Source organism: Chryseobacterium sp. Marseille-Q8038, assembly GCF_965111995.1.
Genome location: NZ_CBCOPN010000002.1, coordinates 426,590 through 446,086 on the forward strand (window position 1 = coordinate 426,590; position 19,497 = coordinate 446,086).

General features: G+C 36.4%; 15 protein-coding genes. 7 read left to right on the forward strand and 8 right to left on the reverse strand.

From position 1 onward, the window contains the following. Window positions 1–88 precede the first annotated feature (88 nt). Window positions 89–337 (reverse strand): NifU family protein, encoded by a 249-nt coding sequence (locus ACWPWS_RS15850; protein WP_002977212.1) that lies wholly within the window; start codon window positions 335–337, stop codon window positions 89–91. A 46-nt stretch (window positions 338–383) separates the two neighbouring features. Beyond that, complete coding sequence (locus tag ACWPWS_RS15855) at window positions 384–1,490, reverse strand: Mrp/NBP35 family ATP-binding protein (protein WP_209787847.1); 1,107 nt, start codon at window positions 1,488–1,490, stop codon at window positions 384–386. 151 nt (window positions 1,491–1,641) lie between these two features. On the opposite strand from ACWPWS_RS15855, the gene ACWPWS_RS15860 reads away from it, so the two are divergent. After that, a complete protein-coding gene (locus ACWPWS_RS15860; RefSeq protein ID WP_454047172.1) occupies window positions 1,642–2,097 on the forward strand; it encodes a hypothetical protein in 456 nt (151 codons plus the stop codon). Window positions 2,098–2,234: 137 nt separating this feature from the next. Here ACWPWS_RS15860 and ACWPWS_RS15865 read toward each other — a convergent pair whose 3' ends face one another. Next, window positions 2,235–4,577: a TonB-dependent receptor domain-containing protein gene (locus ACWPWS_RS15865; RefSeq protein ID WP_454047173.1), complete on the reverse strand. Its 2,343-nt coding sequence runs from the start codon at window positions 4,575–4,577 to the stop codon at window positions 2,235–2,237. 93 nt (window positions 4,578–4,670) lie between these two features. Here ACWPWS_RS15865 and ACWPWS_RS15870 point away from each other — a divergent pair, with 93 nt between their 5' ends. Next, window positions 4,671–7,472, forward strand: a complete 2,802-nt coding sequence (locus ACWPWS_RS15870; protein ID WP_454047174.1) for a GH92 family glycosyl hydrolase — start codon at window positions 4,671–4,673, stop codon at window positions 7,470–7,472. Between the two features lie 181 nt (window positions 7,473–7,653). On the opposite strand, the gene ACWPWS_RS15875 is transcribed toward ACWPWS_RS15870, so the two are convergent. Both ACWPWS_RS15875 and ACWPWS_RS15880 read right to left on the reverse strand, forming a co-directional pair. Then, complete coding sequence (locus ACWPWS_RS15875; protein ID WP_454047175.1) at window positions 7,654–8,376, reverse strand: phytanoyl-CoA dioxygenase family protein; 723 nt, start codon at window positions 8,374–8,376, stop codon at window positions 7,654–7,656. A 6-nt stretch (window positions 8,377–8,382) separates the two neighbouring features. Then, complete coding sequence (locus ACWPWS_RS15880; protein WP_110367164.1) at window positions 8,383–9,633, reverse strand: dicarboxylate/amino acid:cation symporter; 1,251 nt, start codon at window positions 9,631–9,633, stop codon at window positions 8,383–8,385. A gap of 220 nt (window positions 9,634–9,853) precedes the next feature. Here ACWPWS_RS15880 and ACWPWS_RS15885 point away from each other — a divergent pair, with 220 nt between their 5' ends. The 4 genes from ACWPWS_RS15885 to ACWPWS_RS15900 all read left to right on the forward strand — a co-directional run bounded on the left by ACWPWS_RS15885 (window position 9,854) and on the right by ACWPWS_RS15900 (window position 15,737). Beyond that, the gene (locus ACWPWS_RS15885; RefSeq protein WP_079242881.1) at window positions 9,854–10,345 is read left to right on the forward strand and encodes a BON domain-containing protein; all 492 of its coding nucleotides are present in this window, start codon (window positions 9,854–9,856) and stop codon (window positions 10,343–10,345) included. 6 nt (window positions 10,346–10,351) lie between these two features. Continuing rightward, entirely contained in the window at window positions 10,352–10,771 is a 420-nt protein-coding gene (locus ACWPWS_RS15890; RefSeq protein WP_105681194.1) for an SH3 domain-containing protein, read from the forward strand. Window positions 10,772–10,865: 94 nt separating this feature from the next. Beyond that, the gene (locus ACWPWS_RS15895; RefSeq protein ID WP_454047176.1) at window positions 10,866–13,616 is read left to right on the forward strand and encodes an outer membrane beta-barrel protein; all 2,751 of its coding nucleotides are present in this window, start codon (window positions 10,866–10,868) and stop codon (window positions 13,614–13,616) included. A 261-nt stretch (window positions 13,617–13,877) separates the two neighbouring features. Continuing rightward, a complete protein-coding gene (locus ACWPWS_RS15900; RefSeq protein ID WP_454047177.1) occupies window positions 13,878–15,737 on the forward strand; it encodes a CocE/NonD family hydrolase in 1,860 nt (619 codons plus the stop codon). 160 nt (window positions 15,738–15,897) lie between these two features. Here ACWPWS_RS15900 and ACWPWS_RS15905 read toward each other — a convergent pair whose 3' ends face one another. The 3 genes from ACWPWS_RS15905 to speB all read right to left on the reverse strand — a co-directional run bounded on the left by ACWPWS_RS15905 (window position 15,898) and on the right by speB (window position 18,480). Further along, window positions 15,898–16,506, reverse strand: a complete 609-nt coding sequence (locus ACWPWS_RS15905) for an alpha-ketoglutarate-dependent dioxygenase AlkB family protein (RefSeq protein ID WP_454048196.1) — start codon at window positions 16,504–16,506, stop codon at window positions 15,898–15,900. A 204-nt stretch (window positions 16,507–16,710) separates the two neighbouring features. Then, window positions 16,711–17,553: a bifunctional helix-turn-helix domain-containing protein/methylated-DNA--[protein]-cysteine S-methyltransferase gene (locus ACWPWS_RS15910; RefSeq protein WP_454047178.1), complete on the reverse strand. Its 843-nt coding sequence runs from the start codon at window positions 17,551–17,553 to the stop codon at window positions 16,711–16,713. Between the two features lie 69 nt (window positions 17,554–17,622). Further along, window positions 17,623–18,480 carry an agmatinase gene (gene speB, locus ACWPWS_RS15915; protein WP_209787824.1) on the reverse strand — a complete coding sequence of 286 codons (858 nt, stop codon included), beginning with the start codon at window positions 18,478–18,480 and terminating at the stop codon, window positions 17,623–17,625. Window positions 18,481–18,660: 180 nt separating this feature from the next. Here speB and ACWPWS_RS15920 point away from each other — a divergent pair, with 180 nt between their 5' ends. Continuing rightward, window positions 18,661–19,308: an HAD family hydrolase gene (locus ACWPWS_RS15920; protein ID WP_454047179.1), complete on the forward strand. Its 648-nt coding sequence runs from the start codon at window positions 18,661–18,663 to the stop codon at window positions 19,306–19,308. Window positions 19,309–19,497: the final 189 nt, after the last annotated feature.

The following is a 19,497-nucleotide window of genomic DNA, read 5'->3' on the forward strand; positions in this document are numbered from 1 at the left end:
GATGAGATTTCTATTTAACTCTGATTTTAAACAAAAAAAAGACAGGCTTTAAAAAAACCTGTCTTTTAAAAATATCTCAGATATAATTTTACTCTACGTTGATTACCTTTTCGATTTCCGGAGCATGTTGCTTGATTGTATTTTCAACGCCTAGCTTTAAGGTTGAAAAATTCAATGAGCACCCGGAACAGTTACCTAAAAGTTTCACAAACACCTGATTATCTTTCACATCAATAAGCTCAATATCACCACCGTCTTTATTCAAAAACGGTCTGATGCTTTCCAGAGCTTCCATTACTCTTGTTACGGTATCTTCGTGCGTTATGTTTGTTTCCATATTTTTCAGTTCAATTTGGTACTTTCAAGTATATTGAAAGCTATTATTATTTTGCTTTTGGTGAACATCCAGCCATTGTTGAAATCTTCACGGCTTCAGTAGGAGGAAGACTTTTATTCCTTTCCACTAAGCTTTCTACCATTTTTCTGGCAGTTTCTGTATAGATATCTGCAATTTTAGATCCATCCTGAAGCGCTGCCGGTCTCCCTACATCTCCTGCTTCTCTGATGCTTTGGATCAACGGAATCTCTCCCAATACAGGAATTCCAAGATCTTCAGCTAAATATTGTGCTCCCTGGTTCCCAAAGATATAATATTTATTGTCAGGAAGTTCTTCCGGTGTAAAATATGCCATATTTTCGATCAATCCCAGAACCGGAATATTGATGCTTTCCATCTGGAACATGGCAATTCCTTTTCTTACGTCTGCCAATGCAACATGCTGAGGTGTACTTACAATCACCGCACCTGTTACCGGTACTTCCTGAATAATTGATAAGTGAATATCACCTGTTCCCGGAGGAAGATCGATTAATAAGAAATCCAATTCTCCCCATGCAGCATCTCTGATCATCTGGTTCAAAGCTTTTGAAGCCATAGGACCTCTCCATACTACAGCCTGGTTAGCTCCTGAGAAATATCCTATTGAAAGCATTTTCACGCCATAATTCTCAACAGGTTTCATCATACTCTTTCCATTTACTTCTACAGAAATAGGTTTTTCACCTTCTGTATCAAACATGGTAGGAACTGAAGGACCATAGATATCAGCATCTAATAATCCTACTTTAAAGCCCATTTTAGCTAGTGTTACTGCCATATTTGCAGAAACTGTAGATTTCCCTACCCCTCCTTTACCGGAAGCAATAGCGATAATATTTTGAATTCCCGGAATTTGTTTTCCTTTGATCTGACTTTGCTGAATTTCACTAGGCTCCGGAGAAACGATTTTAAGTTTTAAATGAACCTCTTCTCCAAACTCACTGGCAAAAGCCTGTTTCATTGCTGCCTCCAGTTTTTTCTTTTCGTGCATTGCAGGCGAATGAGCGGTCATGTCAATATAAACATCGTTACCCATAATCTGAAGATTATTCACCAAATCGTCTACTTCTATTTCTTTAAGGAAATCCTGAACCTTTTCTTTCGTCAACATATAAATATAAATTGTTTACAAATTTACGCATTTTTTCGGTAATTTAGAATCAATAAAATCTATAATATCAGGTGATAAATCAGATCGTTAAAAATTTCTTATTTCTGTTTTTTCATTTTGATACCACAACCAATCCCAGAAAGCAATTGATATGAAAACCACTTCCTATCCTTCCAAATACGCACAGCCAAAAGGAATTTTTACCGTTGGAAAAACGAAATTCAAATGGTATGACCTCGCGAGTGATCCTTTGGAAGTTTCCCAACAAGACATTGATGATGCACAATTGTGTATTGAAAATGCTGAAGAAAATTTTAAAAACATCGATGATCTGGGATTTGTCATCATGCACCGTTGTGGAAAAAACTATCTTCTGTTAGCCTGCACATGGCGAAGTGAAAATGAATTGTGGGAAAGTGTATACTACGACGGTTCCGGAAAATTTGAAATATGGGACAGAAACAAAACCCACCTTCCGACTTACTGTGTTTGGGAAATGGGCATTGTATATCATGAATCTCAGTCCTGGAAAAAATTTCTTGGTTCCGGACGGGAAGAAAAAGACAAAGAGGAATATCTCAATGACTTCTTTGAGGGAGAAGTTTAAATATTTTGCTCTGTCATTAACTATGTCGGATCTTCGATTTCTGACGAAGGAAGAACCTCATAAAAAGAAGAGATTCTTCATTTCACTTCGTTTCATTCAGAATGACATGCATCAAAAAATAATTAAAATCCAGAGTATTAGTTAGCTCTGTTTTTTTCATCAAATTTCACATTACGGTCAGTTCCTTTTACTTTTTTATTTCCAAAAGTATAGGTAGCAGATACAGTAAGTCTTCGGGCATCGTAATAATTATTGAAAGAATGAGTTCCTGTAGTATAATAAATCTGTCCTAAACTTTTTGACTCTTTAAAAATATCAGAAACCAACACATTAATCTGTAAATTTTTCTCCATGAAATTCATCTTCATTCCGGCAGTCAAGTTCCCCAGATACTCCCAATGTACCATTCCAAAATTGGAAGGGAGGCGAAACCAGTAATTAAGAATAAACTGAATGGTTTTATTTTTATTGAGTGACAGATTGTTCTGAAGATTGAAGTCATAACCCAGCCCCTTTCTGGAAGCAGCATCTGTAGCAAAAACCTGTGTTTTCATATAAGAAAGATCCGCAGAATAATTGGCTTCCCATTTCTTGAAAAATGTATCAGAATAGTTCAGGGTAATTCCCATACTGTTTTGAGTATAAAAATTGGCAAAAGTACTGATCCTGTTTTCTCCATCAAGATTCACAATCTGTCCGAAACCGTCTAATGTTCTCTGAAAGTACGTTGAAGCAGATAATTTTCCTTTATACACATAAGAGAATTCAAAATTATGGTTGAAAGAAGGCTTCAGAAAAGGATTTCCGGTAAAATAAGAGTTGATGTTGATATACCATCGGTATGGATTGATCGCACGGAATCCGGGTCTTTCGATTCTTTTGGAATAACTCAGGTTGAAAGTATGATTTTCATTGCTTTTATAACTGATATAAACCGTTGGAAAAAATTTCCCGTAGGAATTCTCGGTCTGCTGTCCGGAAGTTAAAGAGTTGCCGTTGACCACAGAATATTCATAGCGTAAACCTGCTTTTGCCGACCATTTTTCACTGAATGATTTTTCAAAACTGATATAAGCGGCATAATTTTTCTCATTATACTCAAACTCATTGCTTTTCAATGGATCTGTGATATATTGCCCATTCGTCAAGTTCTGATAAAATATACTGGAGTTATTATCAAAATTGGTGAATTTCACCCCGGCTTCTGTCTTTGCAAACTGATAAGGCAATGTAAGATCCGCCTGCCCGGAATAAATTGTATACTCCACCATAGAAGGTGATTTTACCACAAATTGATCGCCCGAACTCTCTGTAGTGGTAAAATCAATAGTTGTTTCCGGCATATTGGAAAAATAATTTCCTGTGATACTCAGTTTATGATCCTGCTTCCCGAATTTCAGGTCATAATAAGCGCTGGCAGTATGTTGCCTTCCCGTGGATCTGTGCTCTGCATCGGTAAGGAGTGTATTTGTATAATTACCATTCTGGAAATAGTTTGAAGTATTCCTGATATCCATATTGGAATGCCCGAATCCGAAATCATAAATAAATCCGATATTAGATTTTCCACCTAGCTGATAATCAAGACTTACATTTGCACCAAGCCCATCTCCGAAATCTCTTCTGTTGTCATTGCTTTTAAGACCGTCTGCTCCTTCTATCCAGTAGTTTTCATAGGAATGTTTTTCATTTTTATTTTGTCTTAGTTTTATTGAAGTACGTAGTTTTTCATTCTGATAATTGACCGTTATGCTGTTTGAATTTCCGGTATAGGTCTGTTGCTGAAGGCTGGAGGTTAAACTTCCACTCCACCCGAGATTCTGGTTTTTCTTTAAAACAATATTGATTAAACCACTGTTTCCCTGTGCTTCATATTTGGCTGGAGGCGCTGTAATGACTTCAATTTTTTCAATATTTTCGGATCTGAGACTTTTCAGATAAACAACCAGTTCAGCATCTGACAAATTCAGAATTCTGTCGTTAATCATGACTGCTACTCTACTCTTCCCAACAATGGAAACTCCTGAGTTATCATCTACTTTTACCAGAGGAGTTGTCGCCAGAGCATCAGCTCCATCCATTCCCTGTGAAGCAACAGAATTGGAAACATTAAAAACAAGTCTGTCTGCTTTTCTCTCAATCAGTTTTTTTCTGGCAGTAAGTGTAACGCCTTCTATTCGTTTTTCTTTTCTTATTTCAACAAAAAAATCCTGTTTCACAGCTCCGTTTATAACAATATCTTTATTGGATATTTCTATACCATCCTGGATAAGTTTAATGTTATAGTTCCCGTTTTCTGAAAGTTTCAGTGAGTAATTTCCTTTTTCATCTGAAATAGCGGTCTGCTTCTTATGATCCCTCATTGCAATAACTTCTGCGTAAGGAACACCATTTCCGGTTTTGGTAATCTTCCCTGCTATACTTTGGGCGAATACAGCTACAGGCGACAGCATGATCACAGCAAATAATGTCTTCTTCATGAATTATATCGTTTTTAATAAGACAAACCGTAATTATCTTTTATTACATCACTTTTACTGTTTTTCAATATCTTCGCTTCATAAAATCAGAACATGAAAAAAGGGCTTATTGCATTTTCCATATGTATTACTCAGATCATTTCGGCACAGAATTATTCACAATATGTCAATCCATTTATAGGAACCGGAGGCCATGGCCACACTTTTCCGGGGGCCATTGTTCCTTTTGGAATGGTACAGCTTTCTCCGGATACAAGAATTGACGGAAGCTGGGACGGATGCAGCGGATATCATTATTCGGATTCCGTGATCTATGGTTTTTCTCATACCCACCTGAACGGCACCGGAGTTTCGGATTATGGAGATATTATGCTCATGCCCACCATGGGCAATCCAGGTCTGAACAGCAAAGATTATTCTTCAAAATTTTCTCATAAAAATGAAAAGGCAACCGCAGGATTCTATGCTGTCAAATTAGACAAAAACAATATTGATGTTCGTCTTACCACTACAAAAAGAGTGGGCTACCACGAATATACTTTCAACAATGCAGGGAATGCGAATATTATTTTAGACCTCAACCATAGAGACAAACTTCTGGAAGGCGAAGTAAAAATCATTGATGACAAAACCATTGAAGTATTCAGAAGAAGTGAGGCCTGGGCAACCAACCAATATATTTATGCCAGAATTGAGTTTTCAAAACCGATGAAAATTTCAAAAAAAGAGGCCAACGGAAAAAAGGAAAACAATCTTTTTACCGGAACAAAGCTTGCGCTTGCATTTTCAACCAGTGTTAAAAAAGGAGAAAAGATTAATGTAAAAGTATCCCTTTCTCCCACAGGTTATGAAGGTGCAGGAAAAAACATGTTGGCAGAAGGACAACCGAAGGATTTTGAACTCGTAAAAAAGCAGGCAGAAGCTGATTGGAACAAAGAACTTTCAAAAATTGAAGTAAAGTCTGATGATAAAGACAAATTAGCCGTTTTTTATACCGCTTTGTATCATGTTTTCACCCAACCCAACATCAATATGGATGTTGACGGAAAATACCGGGGCAGAGACAATAAGCTTTATAACACTAATGGTTTTGATTATTATACCGTATTCTCACTTTGGGATACCTTCAGAGGAGCTCATCCGTTAATGACTTTAATTGATAGAAAAAGAACCGCAGATTTCATCAATACCTTCATCAAACAATATGAACAGGGAGGAAAACTTCCGGTATGGGAACTGGCTTCCAATGAAACAGAATGTATGATTGGCTATCATTCTGTTTCTGTTATTGCAGATGCTATGGCTAAAGGAATTCAGGGGTTTGATTATGAAAAAGCTTTTCAGGCTGCCAAAGGTTCTGCCATGCAGGATATTTTTGGATTGAATGCTTATAAACAGAATAATTACATCAGTATAGACGATGAGCATGAAAGTGTTTCCAAAACCGTAGAATATGCCTATGACGACTGGTGTATTGCTCAAATGGCAAAGATTTTAGGCAAAAAAGAAGAATATCAGGAGTTCATGAAACGCTCTCAAAACTGGAAAAATCTTTACAATCCTAAAACAGGTTTCATGCAGCCAAGAAAGAATGGAAACTGGTATGAACCTTTTGATCCAAGAGAAGTCAACAACAATTATACGGAAGGGAATTCGTGGCATTATTCTTATTCCGTACAGCAGGATATTCCGGGACTGATTGCCGCTCACGGCGGAAAGGAAAAATTCGAGCAGTTCATTGATGCCATCTTTACCGCGCCTGATAAAACAACAGGTAGAGAGCAGGTAGACATTACAGGATTAATGGGACAGTATGCTCAGGGAAATGAACCGAGCCACCATATTGCTTACCTGTATAATTTCGTAGACAAACCTGAAAAAACAGATGCCAAAATCAAATACATTCTTGAGCATTTTTATAAAAATACACCTGACGGATTGATTGGAAATGAAGACTGCGGCCAGATGAGTGCCTGGTATATCCTAAGTTCTATGGGAATTTATTCTGTAACTCCAGGATTACCGGAATGGGAAACTACCACTCCTTATTTTGATGAAATTAAAATTCATCTTGAAGATGGAACCACAAGAACCATTACTAAAAATACAGGCAGCGCTGAACTTAAAAAATTAGGGTTTGAAAACGTAAAACCGACTAAAGATTTTAAATATACTGAACAAACAGCCTCTCCGGTAATTGCTGCGGACAGAATCTTTGATTTCTCTACCAAGGTGGAAATCACCCCATTGAATCCAAATGACAAAGTATATTATATGACGATGGATGAAAGTGACAGCAATAAAAGAAAGACTTTCAGTACTTACAAAGGTCCATTCTCCATCACCAAAACCACTCAGGTAATGGCTTATGCTGAAAGAAACGGTGAAAAAAGCTCTGTTACCACCGCCAGCTTCAACAGAAGACCTAATTATTGGGATATTAATATTCTTTCAAAAGTTACTCCGCAGTATAGTGCCACCGGAAACCTGGCTCTTATTGACGGAATCAGAGGGGATGTCAACTGGAGAAAAGGAGAATGGCATGGATATCAGGGGCAGAATTTTGAAGCAGTTATTGATTTCAAATCTCCTCAACATATTAAATCATTATCTTCCACCTATCTTCAGGACAGCAGAGCCTGGATTCTGATGCCTAAAAAAGTAGAATACTACGCCTCTATGAACGGAAAAGATTTTATCCTTCTTCAAACGGTGGAAAATGATATTGATCCTAAAGATGAAAAGGTACAGATCAAAGACTTTTCTGTCAGCATTCTTCCTACTGAAGCCCGATACCTCAAAGTAAAAGCTTACTATTTCGGAAAACTTCCGGAATGGCACCAGGGCGCTGAAGGTGATGCTTATATTTTTATTGATGAGATTGGTATAAAGTAAGGAAGATGGAAGTTTCTATTTGACGAATTACTTCCTAAAGTCCATTTGTAAGAGAATTTGATTTTCAAAAATTTAATAAATAGATTAATATTAGTACTTAGGCTTTCAGAAACTTCCTTCTTCCAGCATCCATCTTCCGGCAATAAAAACCGCCCTTCGAAAATTCGAAGGGCGGTTTTTATCAATTCATTCTTTCCGACCATTGCAGAACTTCCGGAAGTTCCATATCAGAAAATTCAATGTGGATCACTCTCCTTTTCTTTCCGTTGGTTGTTCGGTTGGAACCATGAAGTGTTAAAGGTTTCATGATCATAATTCCTCCTTTTTCAACGTTGCAGATTTCTTCTGTTTCAATGGTCCAGTCGATGGTTTCCGGTCTGTAAATACCTTTTGCATGAGATTTTGGAACTACTTTCAGCGCTCCGTTATTTTCATCGGTATCATCCAGATGGATTCTGATGGTATAAATATTTTCCAACACAGCCAGTGGAGGCTGTACCGCAAACTGATTTTGTTTGGTTGTCCATGGACCGAAGTTAGCTAACTCTAGCTTTTTATCTACAGAAATAATCAGATCCTGATGATAGGCTACATACCAGTTGGAGGTTTCAGGTTTATCAAAATAAATACTTTTTACCACAAAATATTTTTCTCCGAAGATCTTCTTCACCACTTTCTGAATATTGTCATTCAAAACAAGGTCTTTGATTTCCGGAACTTCTTTTAAAAACTGTCTTATGGCAAAGAGGTCTTCAGACTTTCTGAAATTTTCTTTGGAAGTGTCTATATTTTTCAGAACAAGATTGATATCCTCTAACTCTTTCTGCGAAAACACATTATTGATAACAGCAAAGCCATATTCTTCAATATGGCTTTTATGATTTTCTAAGTTATTTAAACTCATTGATATTTAAATTTTGTCTAACGGCTCAGTCAATTGCCCTTCCCATTTAGAAACTGCTGTAGTTGCCAGTGTATTTCCTAATACGTTGGTCATACTTCTACCCATATCACAGAAATGGTCAATTGGGAGAATTAAAGCAATTCCTTCCGGCGGGATACCGAACATTGAACATGTTGCCACAATAATTACCAGAGACGCTCTCGGAACCCCAGCGATTCCTTTTGAGGTAAGCATTAATACCAAAAGCATCGTGATCTGCTGTCCAAGAGTCATTTCAATTCCGTAGATCTGTGCAATAAAGATTGAAGCAAATGTCATATACATCATACTTCCATCCAGGTTGAATGAATATCCTAATGGTAAAATAAAAGACACTACTCTGCTGTTACACCCGAATTTTTCAAGTTCTTCAACCAATTTCGGGAATACAGCTTCTGAACTTGTAGTAGAGAAAGCAATCAGCAATGGCTCCTTAATTCTTTTTAAAAGATCAAAAAGACGGTTTCCTAAGATGAAATATCCCACTAACAAAAGTACCAGCCAAAGAACAGCTATGGCAAAGAAGAAGTCTCTTAAATAAATAGCATATACTTTAAAGATTTCAAAACCATTGGTGGCCACTACCGCAGCAATAGCTCCCAGTACTCCAAGCGGAGCAAACCACATGATATACCCTACCATTTTAAGAATAGCATGAGCAATGATATCAAAAAGCTTTACTACAGGTTTAGCATATTCTTCTCCTAAATTAGCAAGGGCAACTCCAAACATCACAGCAAATACAACGATTTGCAGTACTTCATTAGTAGCAAAGGCTTCAAATAAACTTTTAGGAATCATATGCTTTACAAAGTCTTCCATAGAAAAACTTTTGCTGCTTTTAAGAAGTTCATCAGCAGAAGCAACATCCTGAATTGGCAATTTTGTAACATGCCCGGGTTCAAGCCAGTTAACAAGAATCAACCCAATGAAAAGGGAAATCAGAGAAGCGGAAATAAACCAAAGCATTGCTTTTGTTCCTACTCTTCCGATCATTTTGATATCACTCATTTTGGCAATTCCCACTACTAATGTCGTAAAAACCAATGGAGCAATAATCATCTGTACCAATCTGATAAAAACCGTTCCCAACAGTTTTATATTCTTGGAAAAAGGTTCTGCACTATCCGGATAGCTTACGTGTACAATACCTCCAATTCCTACTCCCAGAAGAAGAGCAATGATAATTGCTATAAAAAGTTTATTCTGTCCTTTCATATATATAGTTCAATTTGCGCAAATATAATGGTTTTTCAATTGACAGTAGATTTTCTTCTATCAGGATGAATTTTAGATTAAGTTTTTAATCCCTGAAAATTAAATCCCTGGTTTAGAAAATATTGTAAAAAAATTAAGAAACATTTATTGAATTTTTATTCTTTTGGTACAAATTTTATTATTACATTTGAGTGTATAACAACATTAATAAATATACAATATGAAAAAAACTATTGCAATGGCTGCATTAGCTGTAGCTGTATCTTTCGGTGCTATTTCTTGTAAAAAGAAAGTTTCTGATGCCGACCTTCAGACTCAGGCTACAACTATAGTAACTTCTAATCCCAATGCTTCTGTTGAAGTAAAAGAAGGTGTAGCTCACTTAAGCGGTACTTTCGCAGATCAACAGTCTAAAGACGCAATGATTGCAAAATTAAAAGCGATCAGCGGAGTTAAAGATGTAATGGATATGTCTACTATAGCAGCGGCTCCTACCCCTGCAGCACCTGTTGAAACAGCATCTGCTGTAGATCCTGCTGTTCAGAAAAAAGTTCAGGATGCGGTGAAGGATTTCCCTTCTGTAAAAGTAGAAGTTGTAAACGGGCAGCTTACTCTTACAGGAAATGTTTCCGGCTTACAGGCTAGAAAAATCAAAGAATCTGTAGATGCTTTGAAAATCGGAAAGTATAACAACAACCTAATCGTAAAATAATTTAAGATGAGCGAATTACAAGATAAATATTCAAGCGTAGTTTCAGCGGCACAGTCTGCAGGGATCTCAAATCTTCAGGTTCAGGAGCAGGACGGAATTCTTTATGTTTCCGGAAATGCTTCCAATACTGCGGCTAAAGATGCTGTATGGAATGCTCTGGGAGCTATTGATTCTACTTATTCTGCTTCAGATATCAATATTGATGTACAGGTTGCAGGTCTTTCTTCGGGAGCTTCTTTAACGGTAGCAACGGAAGAATCTAATCTTAACATCAGACAGGAGCCTTCTACTGAAGCTGCCGTAGTAGGTAAAGCTGCAAAAGGTTCTTCTGTGACTCTTATTGAGCAAACTTCTGATGACTGGTGGAAAGTAAAAACTGCTGACGGTCAGGAAGGGTATGCTTATTCAAGATATTTAAGAGCATAATTTTTATTAAAAAGTAATAAATTTTTATAAAAAAAGCATAGAGACATCCCAACTTTGGGATGTTTTTATATTTTTACGGTTCTGAAAAGAACTAATGAAGAAAACTCTGTTGCTATTGACTTTGATGTTCACAGTCATTATTCTGCACGGTCAAAAACTACACATTGACGGAAAAATATTCGATTCTGAAAAGAAGCCGATAGAAAACTCCACCGTTTATCTTTTGAAAGAAAAAGATTCATCCATCATCAATTATACGGCAACCAATAAAGAAGGGAAATTCTCTCTGAAAATTGATGAAATAAAAGAACCTTCCATTCTTAAAATTGATGCCGATAAATTATCTTCTTACTCCAAAAAATTTGAGAAAATAGACCGGGCATTATCTCTGGGAGAAATTCAGCTTGAAAAACAAGGCATCATTACTGCCATTGATGAGGTGAAAATTACAGTATCTCCTGTAAAAATTAAGAAAGACACCATTGAATTCAATGCAGCCGCTATCAAAGTAAGGCCTGACAGTAAAATTGAAGAGCTTCTGAAACAGATTCCCGGTGTGGAGGTCAGCAATGAGGGAAAAATTACAGTCAATGGAAAAGAGGTGGATCAGATCATGATTAATGGAAAACCTTTCTTTGATAAAGATGGTAAAATTGCCCTCCAGAACTTACCTGCAGATATCATTAAGAATATTCAGTTTACCACCACCAAAACAAAAGAGGAAGAACTTAGCGGAAAAACAGCCAAATCTCGGAATACCACAATCAACTTTAATATTGACGAAAAGAAAAATAAAGGATTACTGACGAGACTTACCGTAGGGTATGGATCAGACAAGCGGTATGAAGCAAGCGGATTGGCCAGTTATTTCAAAGGAGATATGAAAGTGAGTATTCTTGGCTCTTCCAATAATATCAATTCACAGGGATTTTCCAAAGATGATGTTTTTGACAGTATGGGTGACGGGAGGAATTCCTGGACGGGAGGATCTGCTTCTTCATCAGGAAATAATCAGGGAGGCGGTGCAAAAGGAATTCAAAGGTCTACCACCATAGGCTTAAATTACAGTGATAAACTGGGAAAAGATGCTGATCTGGATTCTTTCAGCCTGATGCACACCGATTCTAATACAGAAACAAAATCCAAAGTTTCAAGATCTACTCTTTTGCCCACTTATACTCTTCAGACCAATTCTGAAAGTAATGGAGAAAATGAATCCAAACAATATAGTTTTGATACCTCAGCCAAAATTACATTGGATTCCCTGACAAGTATCTATCTTTCTCCAAGATTTTCCAGGAACAGCAGCTTTAGTTCTAATAATTCACGGTCGTCTACTTTAAATAACGGCAGCCTTCTGAATGAAAGTAATGCTTACTCAAACAATAATTCAGAAAATAATTCATTTAATCCTTACCTTTATTTCTCAAGAAAGTTCAAGAAAAAAGGACGTGTGATTTCTGCCAATATAAACAGTTCCATCTCCGAATCTAAAAGAGATAACCTGAACCAGTCTCAGAATACCTTCTATCAACCCAATGGAACAACAGTAGACAACAGGGACCAGTTGGCTAACAACAAAAATCAGAACAGCAGTTTTAATTTCACTGCCGGATATACAGAACCCGTTTCTGATTCAGCAAGGGTAAGTTTTGAAGTAAAATATGAAAACAGATCTGTCAGAGATTTGAGAAATGTAAACGATTTTGATAATACTACAGGAGATTATACTAAATTCAATCAGCTTTTATCCAACAATATGAAACAGAGAATCAATCAGATCTCTCCTGAATTCACTTACCAGCTGAGTAAAAAGAAACTTAATTTCTGGGCTTCCATGAACCTTGACATCTCTGATATGAAAGTAAACTCCATCTATAATGGGCAGCAATATGATCTGCAGAAAAATTTTGTTTTACCTGGATATAATGTCAATCTTTACTATCAGCTGAGTGAAGGGAAAACCTTGAACATTTACAACTATTCCAACTTCACCATCCCCACCGCAGAACAGCTGACTCCGTATAAAGATGAATCAAACCCCTTGATTACCTATCAGGGAAACCCTAACTTAAAAAATACATGGACCAACAACCTTTATTTATATTTTAGTAATTATAACAAAATAAAAGATCTCAGTTACTATTTCAATATTGGGTTTACGTACAGAAATAATGATATCATCAATTTTTCCAAGTATGATAATGCAGGAAAACAGGTGATCACTTATGACAACATAAGCGGAAATAAAAGCATCAATGCCGGCGGAGGTTTCAGTAAAGTATTAAAATGGAAGAATAATAAACTTATTATCAATCCAAGATTTACCATGAATTATGCGCACAATAACGGTTTTATTGATGGACAATCTTTCACCAGCAATTCTTATAATCTAAACCCAGGTCTTAATCTTACCTATGAAATCAAAGATAAAATGACCATCAAACCTTCTTACAGACTTGGATACAGCTTCTCAAATTATACCAATTATGATATTAATACAGTAAATACAGCCAATCAGTCATTAAAACTGGAACTTACCAATTATATGCTTCAGGGCAGATTTGTATTTGGAAATGATTTTGAATACAATACCAATTCCAATATTGCTCCGGGCTTTAAAAAAGATTTCTATTTCTGGAATACCAGCCTTGGATATTCATTCTATAAGAAGCAGTTTACAGCGAAAGTGAAGATCTATGATGTTTTAAATCAGAATCAAAGTGTGAGAAGAACAATCACAGATTCTTACTTTGAAGACCGTGAAGACCTCATTCTGAAAAGATACATCATGTTTTCCATCAGTATGAAACTGAATAAGTTTGCAGGTAAAAAAATGCAATAAAGCAACACCATACTTTTATATATATTTTCGATAATGGCCGGATCTTTCCGGCTATTTTTATGAATAACCTAACATTCAACCCCGAACACCATTACAAATGAAGACGTAATATTCCCATCCTCAGGAGGGGTGGCAAAAATTCAAAGAATTTTTGACGGGGTGGTTTACCATAATACTCATTCCAATAAATACCCATAACCTTTTAAACAAGATATACGGATAAACCTATTTTTATTTTTAAATTAGCAGCAAATTTTTTTTATGAAAATCCATATTTCAGTATTATGTATTCTTTTTTTCATTCTTGGAAAAGCTCAGAAAACGGAACAGAAAGATACTTTCGTTAAAGACAATTTCACCAAGAAAGAATTTTATATTCCAATGCGTGACGGAGTGAAACTTTTCACAGCAGTGTATATCCCGAAAGATATAACAAACAAAAATAAATATCCGTTTCTGATGCAGAGAACCTGCTACAGCATCGCCCCATACGGAGAAAGTGAATATAAAACAAAGGTAGGACCCAACACTTACCTTATGAAAGACAAGTATATTTTTGTGTATCAGGATGTACGCGGAAGATATATGAGTGAAGGTACTTTTACCAATATGACTCCACAGGTAGAGCGTAAAACCAAAAAAGATGTTGACGAAAGTACAGATACGTATGATACTATCGAATGGCTTTTGAAAAATGTTAAAGATAACAATGGTAAAGTAGGTCAGTTTGGAACATCATACCCTGGATTCTATACTGCCGTAGGAACCTTATCACAGCATCCTGCTTTGGTAGCTTCTTCACCACAGGCACCCATTTCAGATTTCTGGAATGATGATTTTCTTCACAACGGAAGATTTATGCTGGGGTATTTCAGAACATTCCCGGTTTTTGGTGTACAGAAAACACAGCCGGAAAAACAGGCATGGTATATGGATTCTTTCATCAAGCAGACTTCTGAAGACGGTCTGAAGTTCTACAGAGATATGGGCACGCTGAAAGATGGATATGAAAAATATTACAAGAATAATTTCTTCATGACAGAAATTATGAACCATCCCAACTACGATGAATTCTGGCAGAAAAGAGGCCTTCTTCCTCACCTGAAGAATATCAACCATGCTGTAATGACCGTTGGCGGATGGTTTGATGCAGAAGATCTTTCCGGTCCTCTGAATATTTATAAGACAATTGAAAAAACAAGTCCTAAAGCCAAAAATACAATTGTAATGGGACCTTTCTCACATGGCGGATGGTCTCAGGAACAGGGAAAACATTTCCACAGTGAAACGTATTTTGGTGACAGCATTGCTACTTATTACCAGAAAAATATTGAAACAAAATTCTTCAACCACTATCTGAAAGGCAACACCAAAGAAGATGCAGGACTTCCTGAAGCACTCATGTATGACACCGGTGCTAAAGAATGGAAAGAATTTGCTTCTTATCCCCCTAAAAATGCACAGAAAGTGAATTTCTATCTGGCAGATAAAACCTTGAAAAAAGCCTCAGGGCAAGGATATTCTGAATATTACAGTGATCCAAACAATCCTGTTTTAAGCTCAGATCATTTAAAAGATTTCAACGGCTTCACTCCTAAAAATTATATGTCGGAAGATCAGAGGTTTGCAGTAGGAAGACCTGATGTATTAACATTCACAACAGATGTTCTTACTGATGACATTACATTTGCCGGAGAGATCATGGCTAAACTGAATATTGCTTCTACGTCCACAGATGCAGATTTTGCTGTAAAACTAATTGACGTTTACCCTGAAGATTTCAAACCTGCAGAGAAGAAAGAAGGTGTTATCTATGGGAACTATCACCAGATGGTAAGAAGTGAGATTATGCCTGCAAGATTCAGAAATACAAAAGAAAAGGGAGAAGCTTTAGTTCCTAATCAGAAAACAGCTGTTAATTTCCGACTTCAGGATGTGGTTCACACATTCAAAAAAGGACATAAAATCCAGATTCAGATCAGCAGTACATGGTTCCCGCTTTTCGCTATCAATCCGCAGAAATTTATGGATAATCCGAATTTTGCCAACAAAGAAGATTATACAAAAGCATTTATTAAAGTATATGACGACAGCTCCATTGAAGCTGAAGTTTTAAAATAAATTGAAAAAGCTGTTCACACGAACAGCTTTTTTTGTTTTTATGGCCAGTCGCAATCTGATTTAATTTTACGGATGATTAAGTTGTTCATCTCCCACTGATCACACAGATTTTCACAGATGACAGGAGTAAAGGCAGTATGAATGACTATTCCAGATTTTTTTATTCCTCAATCGTTCTGAAAGTCAGATTTACTCTTGGCGTTTTCACTTTTGTGGTTGGAGGAAGCCTGTGCAACCAATTGTCCTGAGTAGTTCCTTTCATAATTAACAAACTTCCGTTTTCCAGGAATATCTCTGCCTTTTCTTGGGTTGTTTTATGTTTGAATAAAAATTTTCTTTCCGCTCCAAAGGTGAGAGAGGCAATTGCTCCATGTTTTTTCAGATCCGTTTCACCATCGCTGTGATAAGCCATCCCTTCACTTCCGTCATGGTATAAATTGAGCAGACATGAATTGTAGGTTTCCCCTGAAACTTCTTCACATTTCTTTTTTAATTCTAATAATTCAGGAGTCCAGAATTTGGCATATTTCGTTCTTTTCGAATAGGTATATTCAAAAGCTTTTTCTCCAAACCACGCTACTTTTCTTTTGGTTAAAATCAATTTTCCAAAGATTAATGCCTCATCGTTTTCCCATGGAATCTGATTGAGCAGATAATCATAATAAAAAGCAGATTGTTCTGTTGAAAAAACTTTTCCATAATAATGAACAGTGCCACCATGTGGAAGGACATTCAGTGGATAATCTGATATTTCTTCGAAGAGACTCATCATAGTTTTAGAATTAAATGCTTTATGTTGTAAAATGTACAATGTAAAATGTATTGATGTCTTTTATATTTAAACACAAATGGCACCAATGTTTTTCACAAATGACACGAATTTTATATCAATAGGAACGGACTTTAGTCCGTTTAATAAAAAATGTTTCAACAAACCACTGGCTTTAGCCAAAACTTATCTACATCATTGATTTCAGGAATAAATACGTGAACCTTCCCAACCTACAATCAGCTGTTTCCTTTCACTTCCCCATCGGTAGCCGCCAAGATGTCCGGTAGACTGAATAACACGGTGACATGGAATAAGAAATGCAACAGGGTTACTTCCAATAGCAGTTCCCACCGCTCTGGAAGCTTTAGGGTTTCCAATTTTTTCAGCCAGGCTGCCATAAGTAGACAGTTTTCCCATTGGAATTGTCAACAGGCTTTCCCATACTTTAAGCTGAAAATCGGTTCCTTTTAAGTGTAATTTTATAGTATTGAGTTTTGTCCAGTCTTTATCGAATATGGACAATGCATTCATTTGAAAAGCATCCTGTTTTTCAATAAAAGAAGCATTGGGGAACATTTGTTTCAGCTCCCCTAATGCTGTTTCTTTATCGTCTTCAAAAGCCATGTAGCAGATTCCTTTTTCTGTAGAAGCTACCAGTATATTTCCGAAAGGACTTTCAGAAAAATTGTAATAAATACTGAGGCTTTTTCCGCCGTTTTTATATTCTGCCGGAGACATTCCTTCTATTTTTACAAACAGGTCATGAAGCCTGCTGGTACTAGAGAATCCTGTCTCGTAAGCGGTATCAAATAAACTTGCTTTTTCTTCCTTCAATAAGTTTTTAGCATGTTCAAGACTGATGAATTGTAAAAACTTTTTCGGACTTGTTCCTGCCCAATCAGTAAATATCTTCTGAAAATGAGCCGGACTCAGGTGAATATTCTCTGCCACTTCCTCCAAACTTGGCTGAAGCCTGAAATTGCTCTGGATATATTCTATCGCCTTGGCAATTCTGTTATAATCTATCTGACTTTGTGTGGACATTGTATTATTATTTTACCTCACAAATTTCCAAAGAATATACGGCAGAAAAAATCCGATTCTTGCGGAATATTAGTTGTTGTTATAAATATCGTAGTAAGCAAGCATTTTGTAATATAACTTCGCAGATAAGAAAGCCGTTGGCTTAGCCATTGGAGAATCCATTAATTCTACAATATCAAATGCTACTACGTTACATTTTTCAAATACTTTTCTCAATAATTCCAGCGTTGGATACCATTGTAACCCACCTGGCTCCGGAGTTCCTGTAGAAGGAGCAATGGAAGGATCAAAAGCATCTAAATCAATCGTGATATAAACATTTCCTGATACTTTTTCCAATACATCGTTGATCCAGTTTTCGTTGTTCGCAATTTCGTGAGCAAAGAATACTCTTCCTTCCGGTAAATATTCAACTTCTTCAACATCCATAGAACGGATTCCCACCTGTACTAAGTTATGCTTCTGATTCGCTTCAAAAACAGCACAAGCATGGTTTGATGTAGAACCATGGAAATCAGGACGTAAATCTGTGTGAGCATCAAGCTGAAGAACGGTAAGGTTTTCAAACTTCTCTCCTACTGCACGGATAGAACCAATAGAAACGGAGTGTTCGCCCCCAAAAAGAGTGAATAATTTACCCTCATTGTTCAAAAGTTCTTTTGTTTTCTGATAAACCGCTTCTGTCATTGCTTCCGGACTGGATTTCTCAGAAACTTCTCCTGCCAAATAAACTCCCTGTAGGTAAGGTTCTGTTTGAGTTTCAATATCATAAAGCTCCATGTTTTCAGAAGCGTTTAAGAATAATTCCGGACCTTTATCAGCTCCTTTACCCCATGTTGAAGTTCCATCATAAGGAACAGTTACCAACATTACTTTCGAATTCTCTAACGTTGCGTTTTCTTCGGGAATTCCTGCGTATGTTTTCATGCTTTATTTAAAAATTTTAATGATTGAAAGATTAAAAGATTTCACAAAGATACAAAATAGTCCTTGAGTTATAAGTGATGAACGGTGTGTTATGAATTTTTAACCTTCACTCTATTTTTTAAATTTTTAAATATTTTAATGTTTAAATTTTAAAAGTTATTTTTGTACAAAACTCATAATATGCCTTTAAAAGCTGTTCTTTTCGATATGGATGGTGTGATTGTAGATACAGAGCCATTGCATAGAAAAGCTTATTTCAAAACGTTTGATGAACTGGAAATTGCGGTTTCCGAAGATTTATACACCTCTTTTACCGGAGCTTCCACCAAAAGGGTTTCTGAAACATTGATTAAGGAATTTAATTTAAATCAGACTTATGAATCCATTGCAGGGATTAAAAGATCTCATTTCAAAGATTATTTTTATAATGATGATGAATTTGATTTGATTCCTGGAGTAAGAAAACTGATTGAACATTATCATGAAAATGGGCTCAAGCTTATTCTGGCTTCTTCTGCTACCATGGTAACCATCAATATGGTTTTTGAAAAATTCGGGTTGGAACAATATTTCAGCGGAAAGATCAGCGGTGCTGATTTAAAAGAATCAAAACCTCATCCTGAAGTTTTCTTACTGGCAGCAGAAATGGCAGGAGAATCTGTTGAAAACTGTATGGTGATTGAAGATTCTACCAACGGAATTCTGGCAGCCCACAGAGCGCAAATTTTCTGTGCCGCGTACAGAAGTCCACATTCGAAAAATCAGGATTCCACTTTGGCAGACACTGTGGCATCTGATTATGAGGATCTGGAAATTTCTAAGATTTAAAAATATTTTTAAATAAAAAAGCTCTCAGAAAAATCTGAGAGCTTTTGTTTTGTATGTACTTTGTCATCTGAGCGAAGTAAAGATCCTTAACTTTCCTTAATTCTTAATAAAAAACTTAATGGTTAAATTTTAAAACATTAAGATGAGATTGCTTCGTCACTTTCGTTCTTCACAATGACAGATTAAAGT

Coding starts and splice junctions, on each gene's coding strand:
- ACWPWS_RS15870 (WP_454047174.1), top strand. CDS start 4,671: ATGAAAAAAGGGCTTATTGCATTTTCCATATGTATTACTCAGATCATT.
- ACWPWS_RS15910 (WP_454047178.1), bottom strand. CDS start 17,553: ATGTCCACACAAAGTCAGATAGATTATAACAGAATTGCCAAGGCGATA.
- ACWPWS_RS15860 (WP_454047172.1), top strand. CDS start 1,642: ATGAAAACCACTTCCTATCCTTCCAAATACGCACAGCCAAAAGGAATT.
- ACWPWS_RS15890 (WP_105681194.1), top strand. CDS start 10,352: ATGAGCGAATTACAAGATAAATATTCAAGCGTAGTTTCAGCGGCACAG.
- ACWPWS_RS15920 (WP_454047179.1), top strand. CDS start 18,661: ATGCCTTTAAAAGCTGTTCTTTTCGATATGGATGGTGTGATTGTAGAT.
- ACWPWS_RS15850 (WP_002977212.1), bottom strand. CDS start 337: ATGGAAACAAACATAACGCACGAAGATACCGTAACAAGAGTAATGGAA.
- ACWPWS_RS15855 (WP_209787847.1), bottom strand. CDS start 1,490: ATGTTGACGAAAGAAAAGGTTCAGGATTTCCTTAAAGAAATAGAAGTA.
- ACWPWS_RS15900 (WP_454047177.1), top strand. CDS start 13,878: ATGAAAATCCATATTTCAGTATTATGTATTCTTTTTTTCATTCTTGGA.
- speB (WP_209787824.1), bottom strand. CDS start 18,480: ATGAAAACATACGCAGGAATTCCCGAAGAAAACGCAACGTTAGAGAAT.
- ACWPWS_RS15905 (WP_454048196.1), bottom strand. CDS start 16,506: ATGAGTCTCTTCGAAGAAATATCAGATTATCCACTGAATGTCCTTCCA.
- ACWPWS_RS15885 (WP_079242881.1), top strand. CDS start 9,854: ATGAAAAAAACTATTGCAATGGCTGCATTAGCTGTAGCTGTATCTTTC.
- ACWPWS_RS15880 (WP_110367164.1), bottom strand. CDS start 9,633: ATGAAAGGACAGAATAAACTTTTTATAGCAATTATCATTGCTCTTCTT.
- ACWPWS_RS15895 (WP_454047176.1), top strand. CDS start 10,866: ATGAAGAAAACTCTGTTGCTATTGACTTTGATGTTCACAGTCATTATT.
- ACWPWS_RS15875 (WP_454047175.1), bottom strand. CDS start 8,376: ATGAGTTTAAATAACTTAGAAAATCATAAAAGCCATATTGAAGAATAT.
- ACWPWS_RS15865 (WP_454047173.1), bottom strand. CDS start 4,577: ATGAAGAAGACATTATTTGCTGTGATCATGCTGTCGCCTGTAGCTGTA.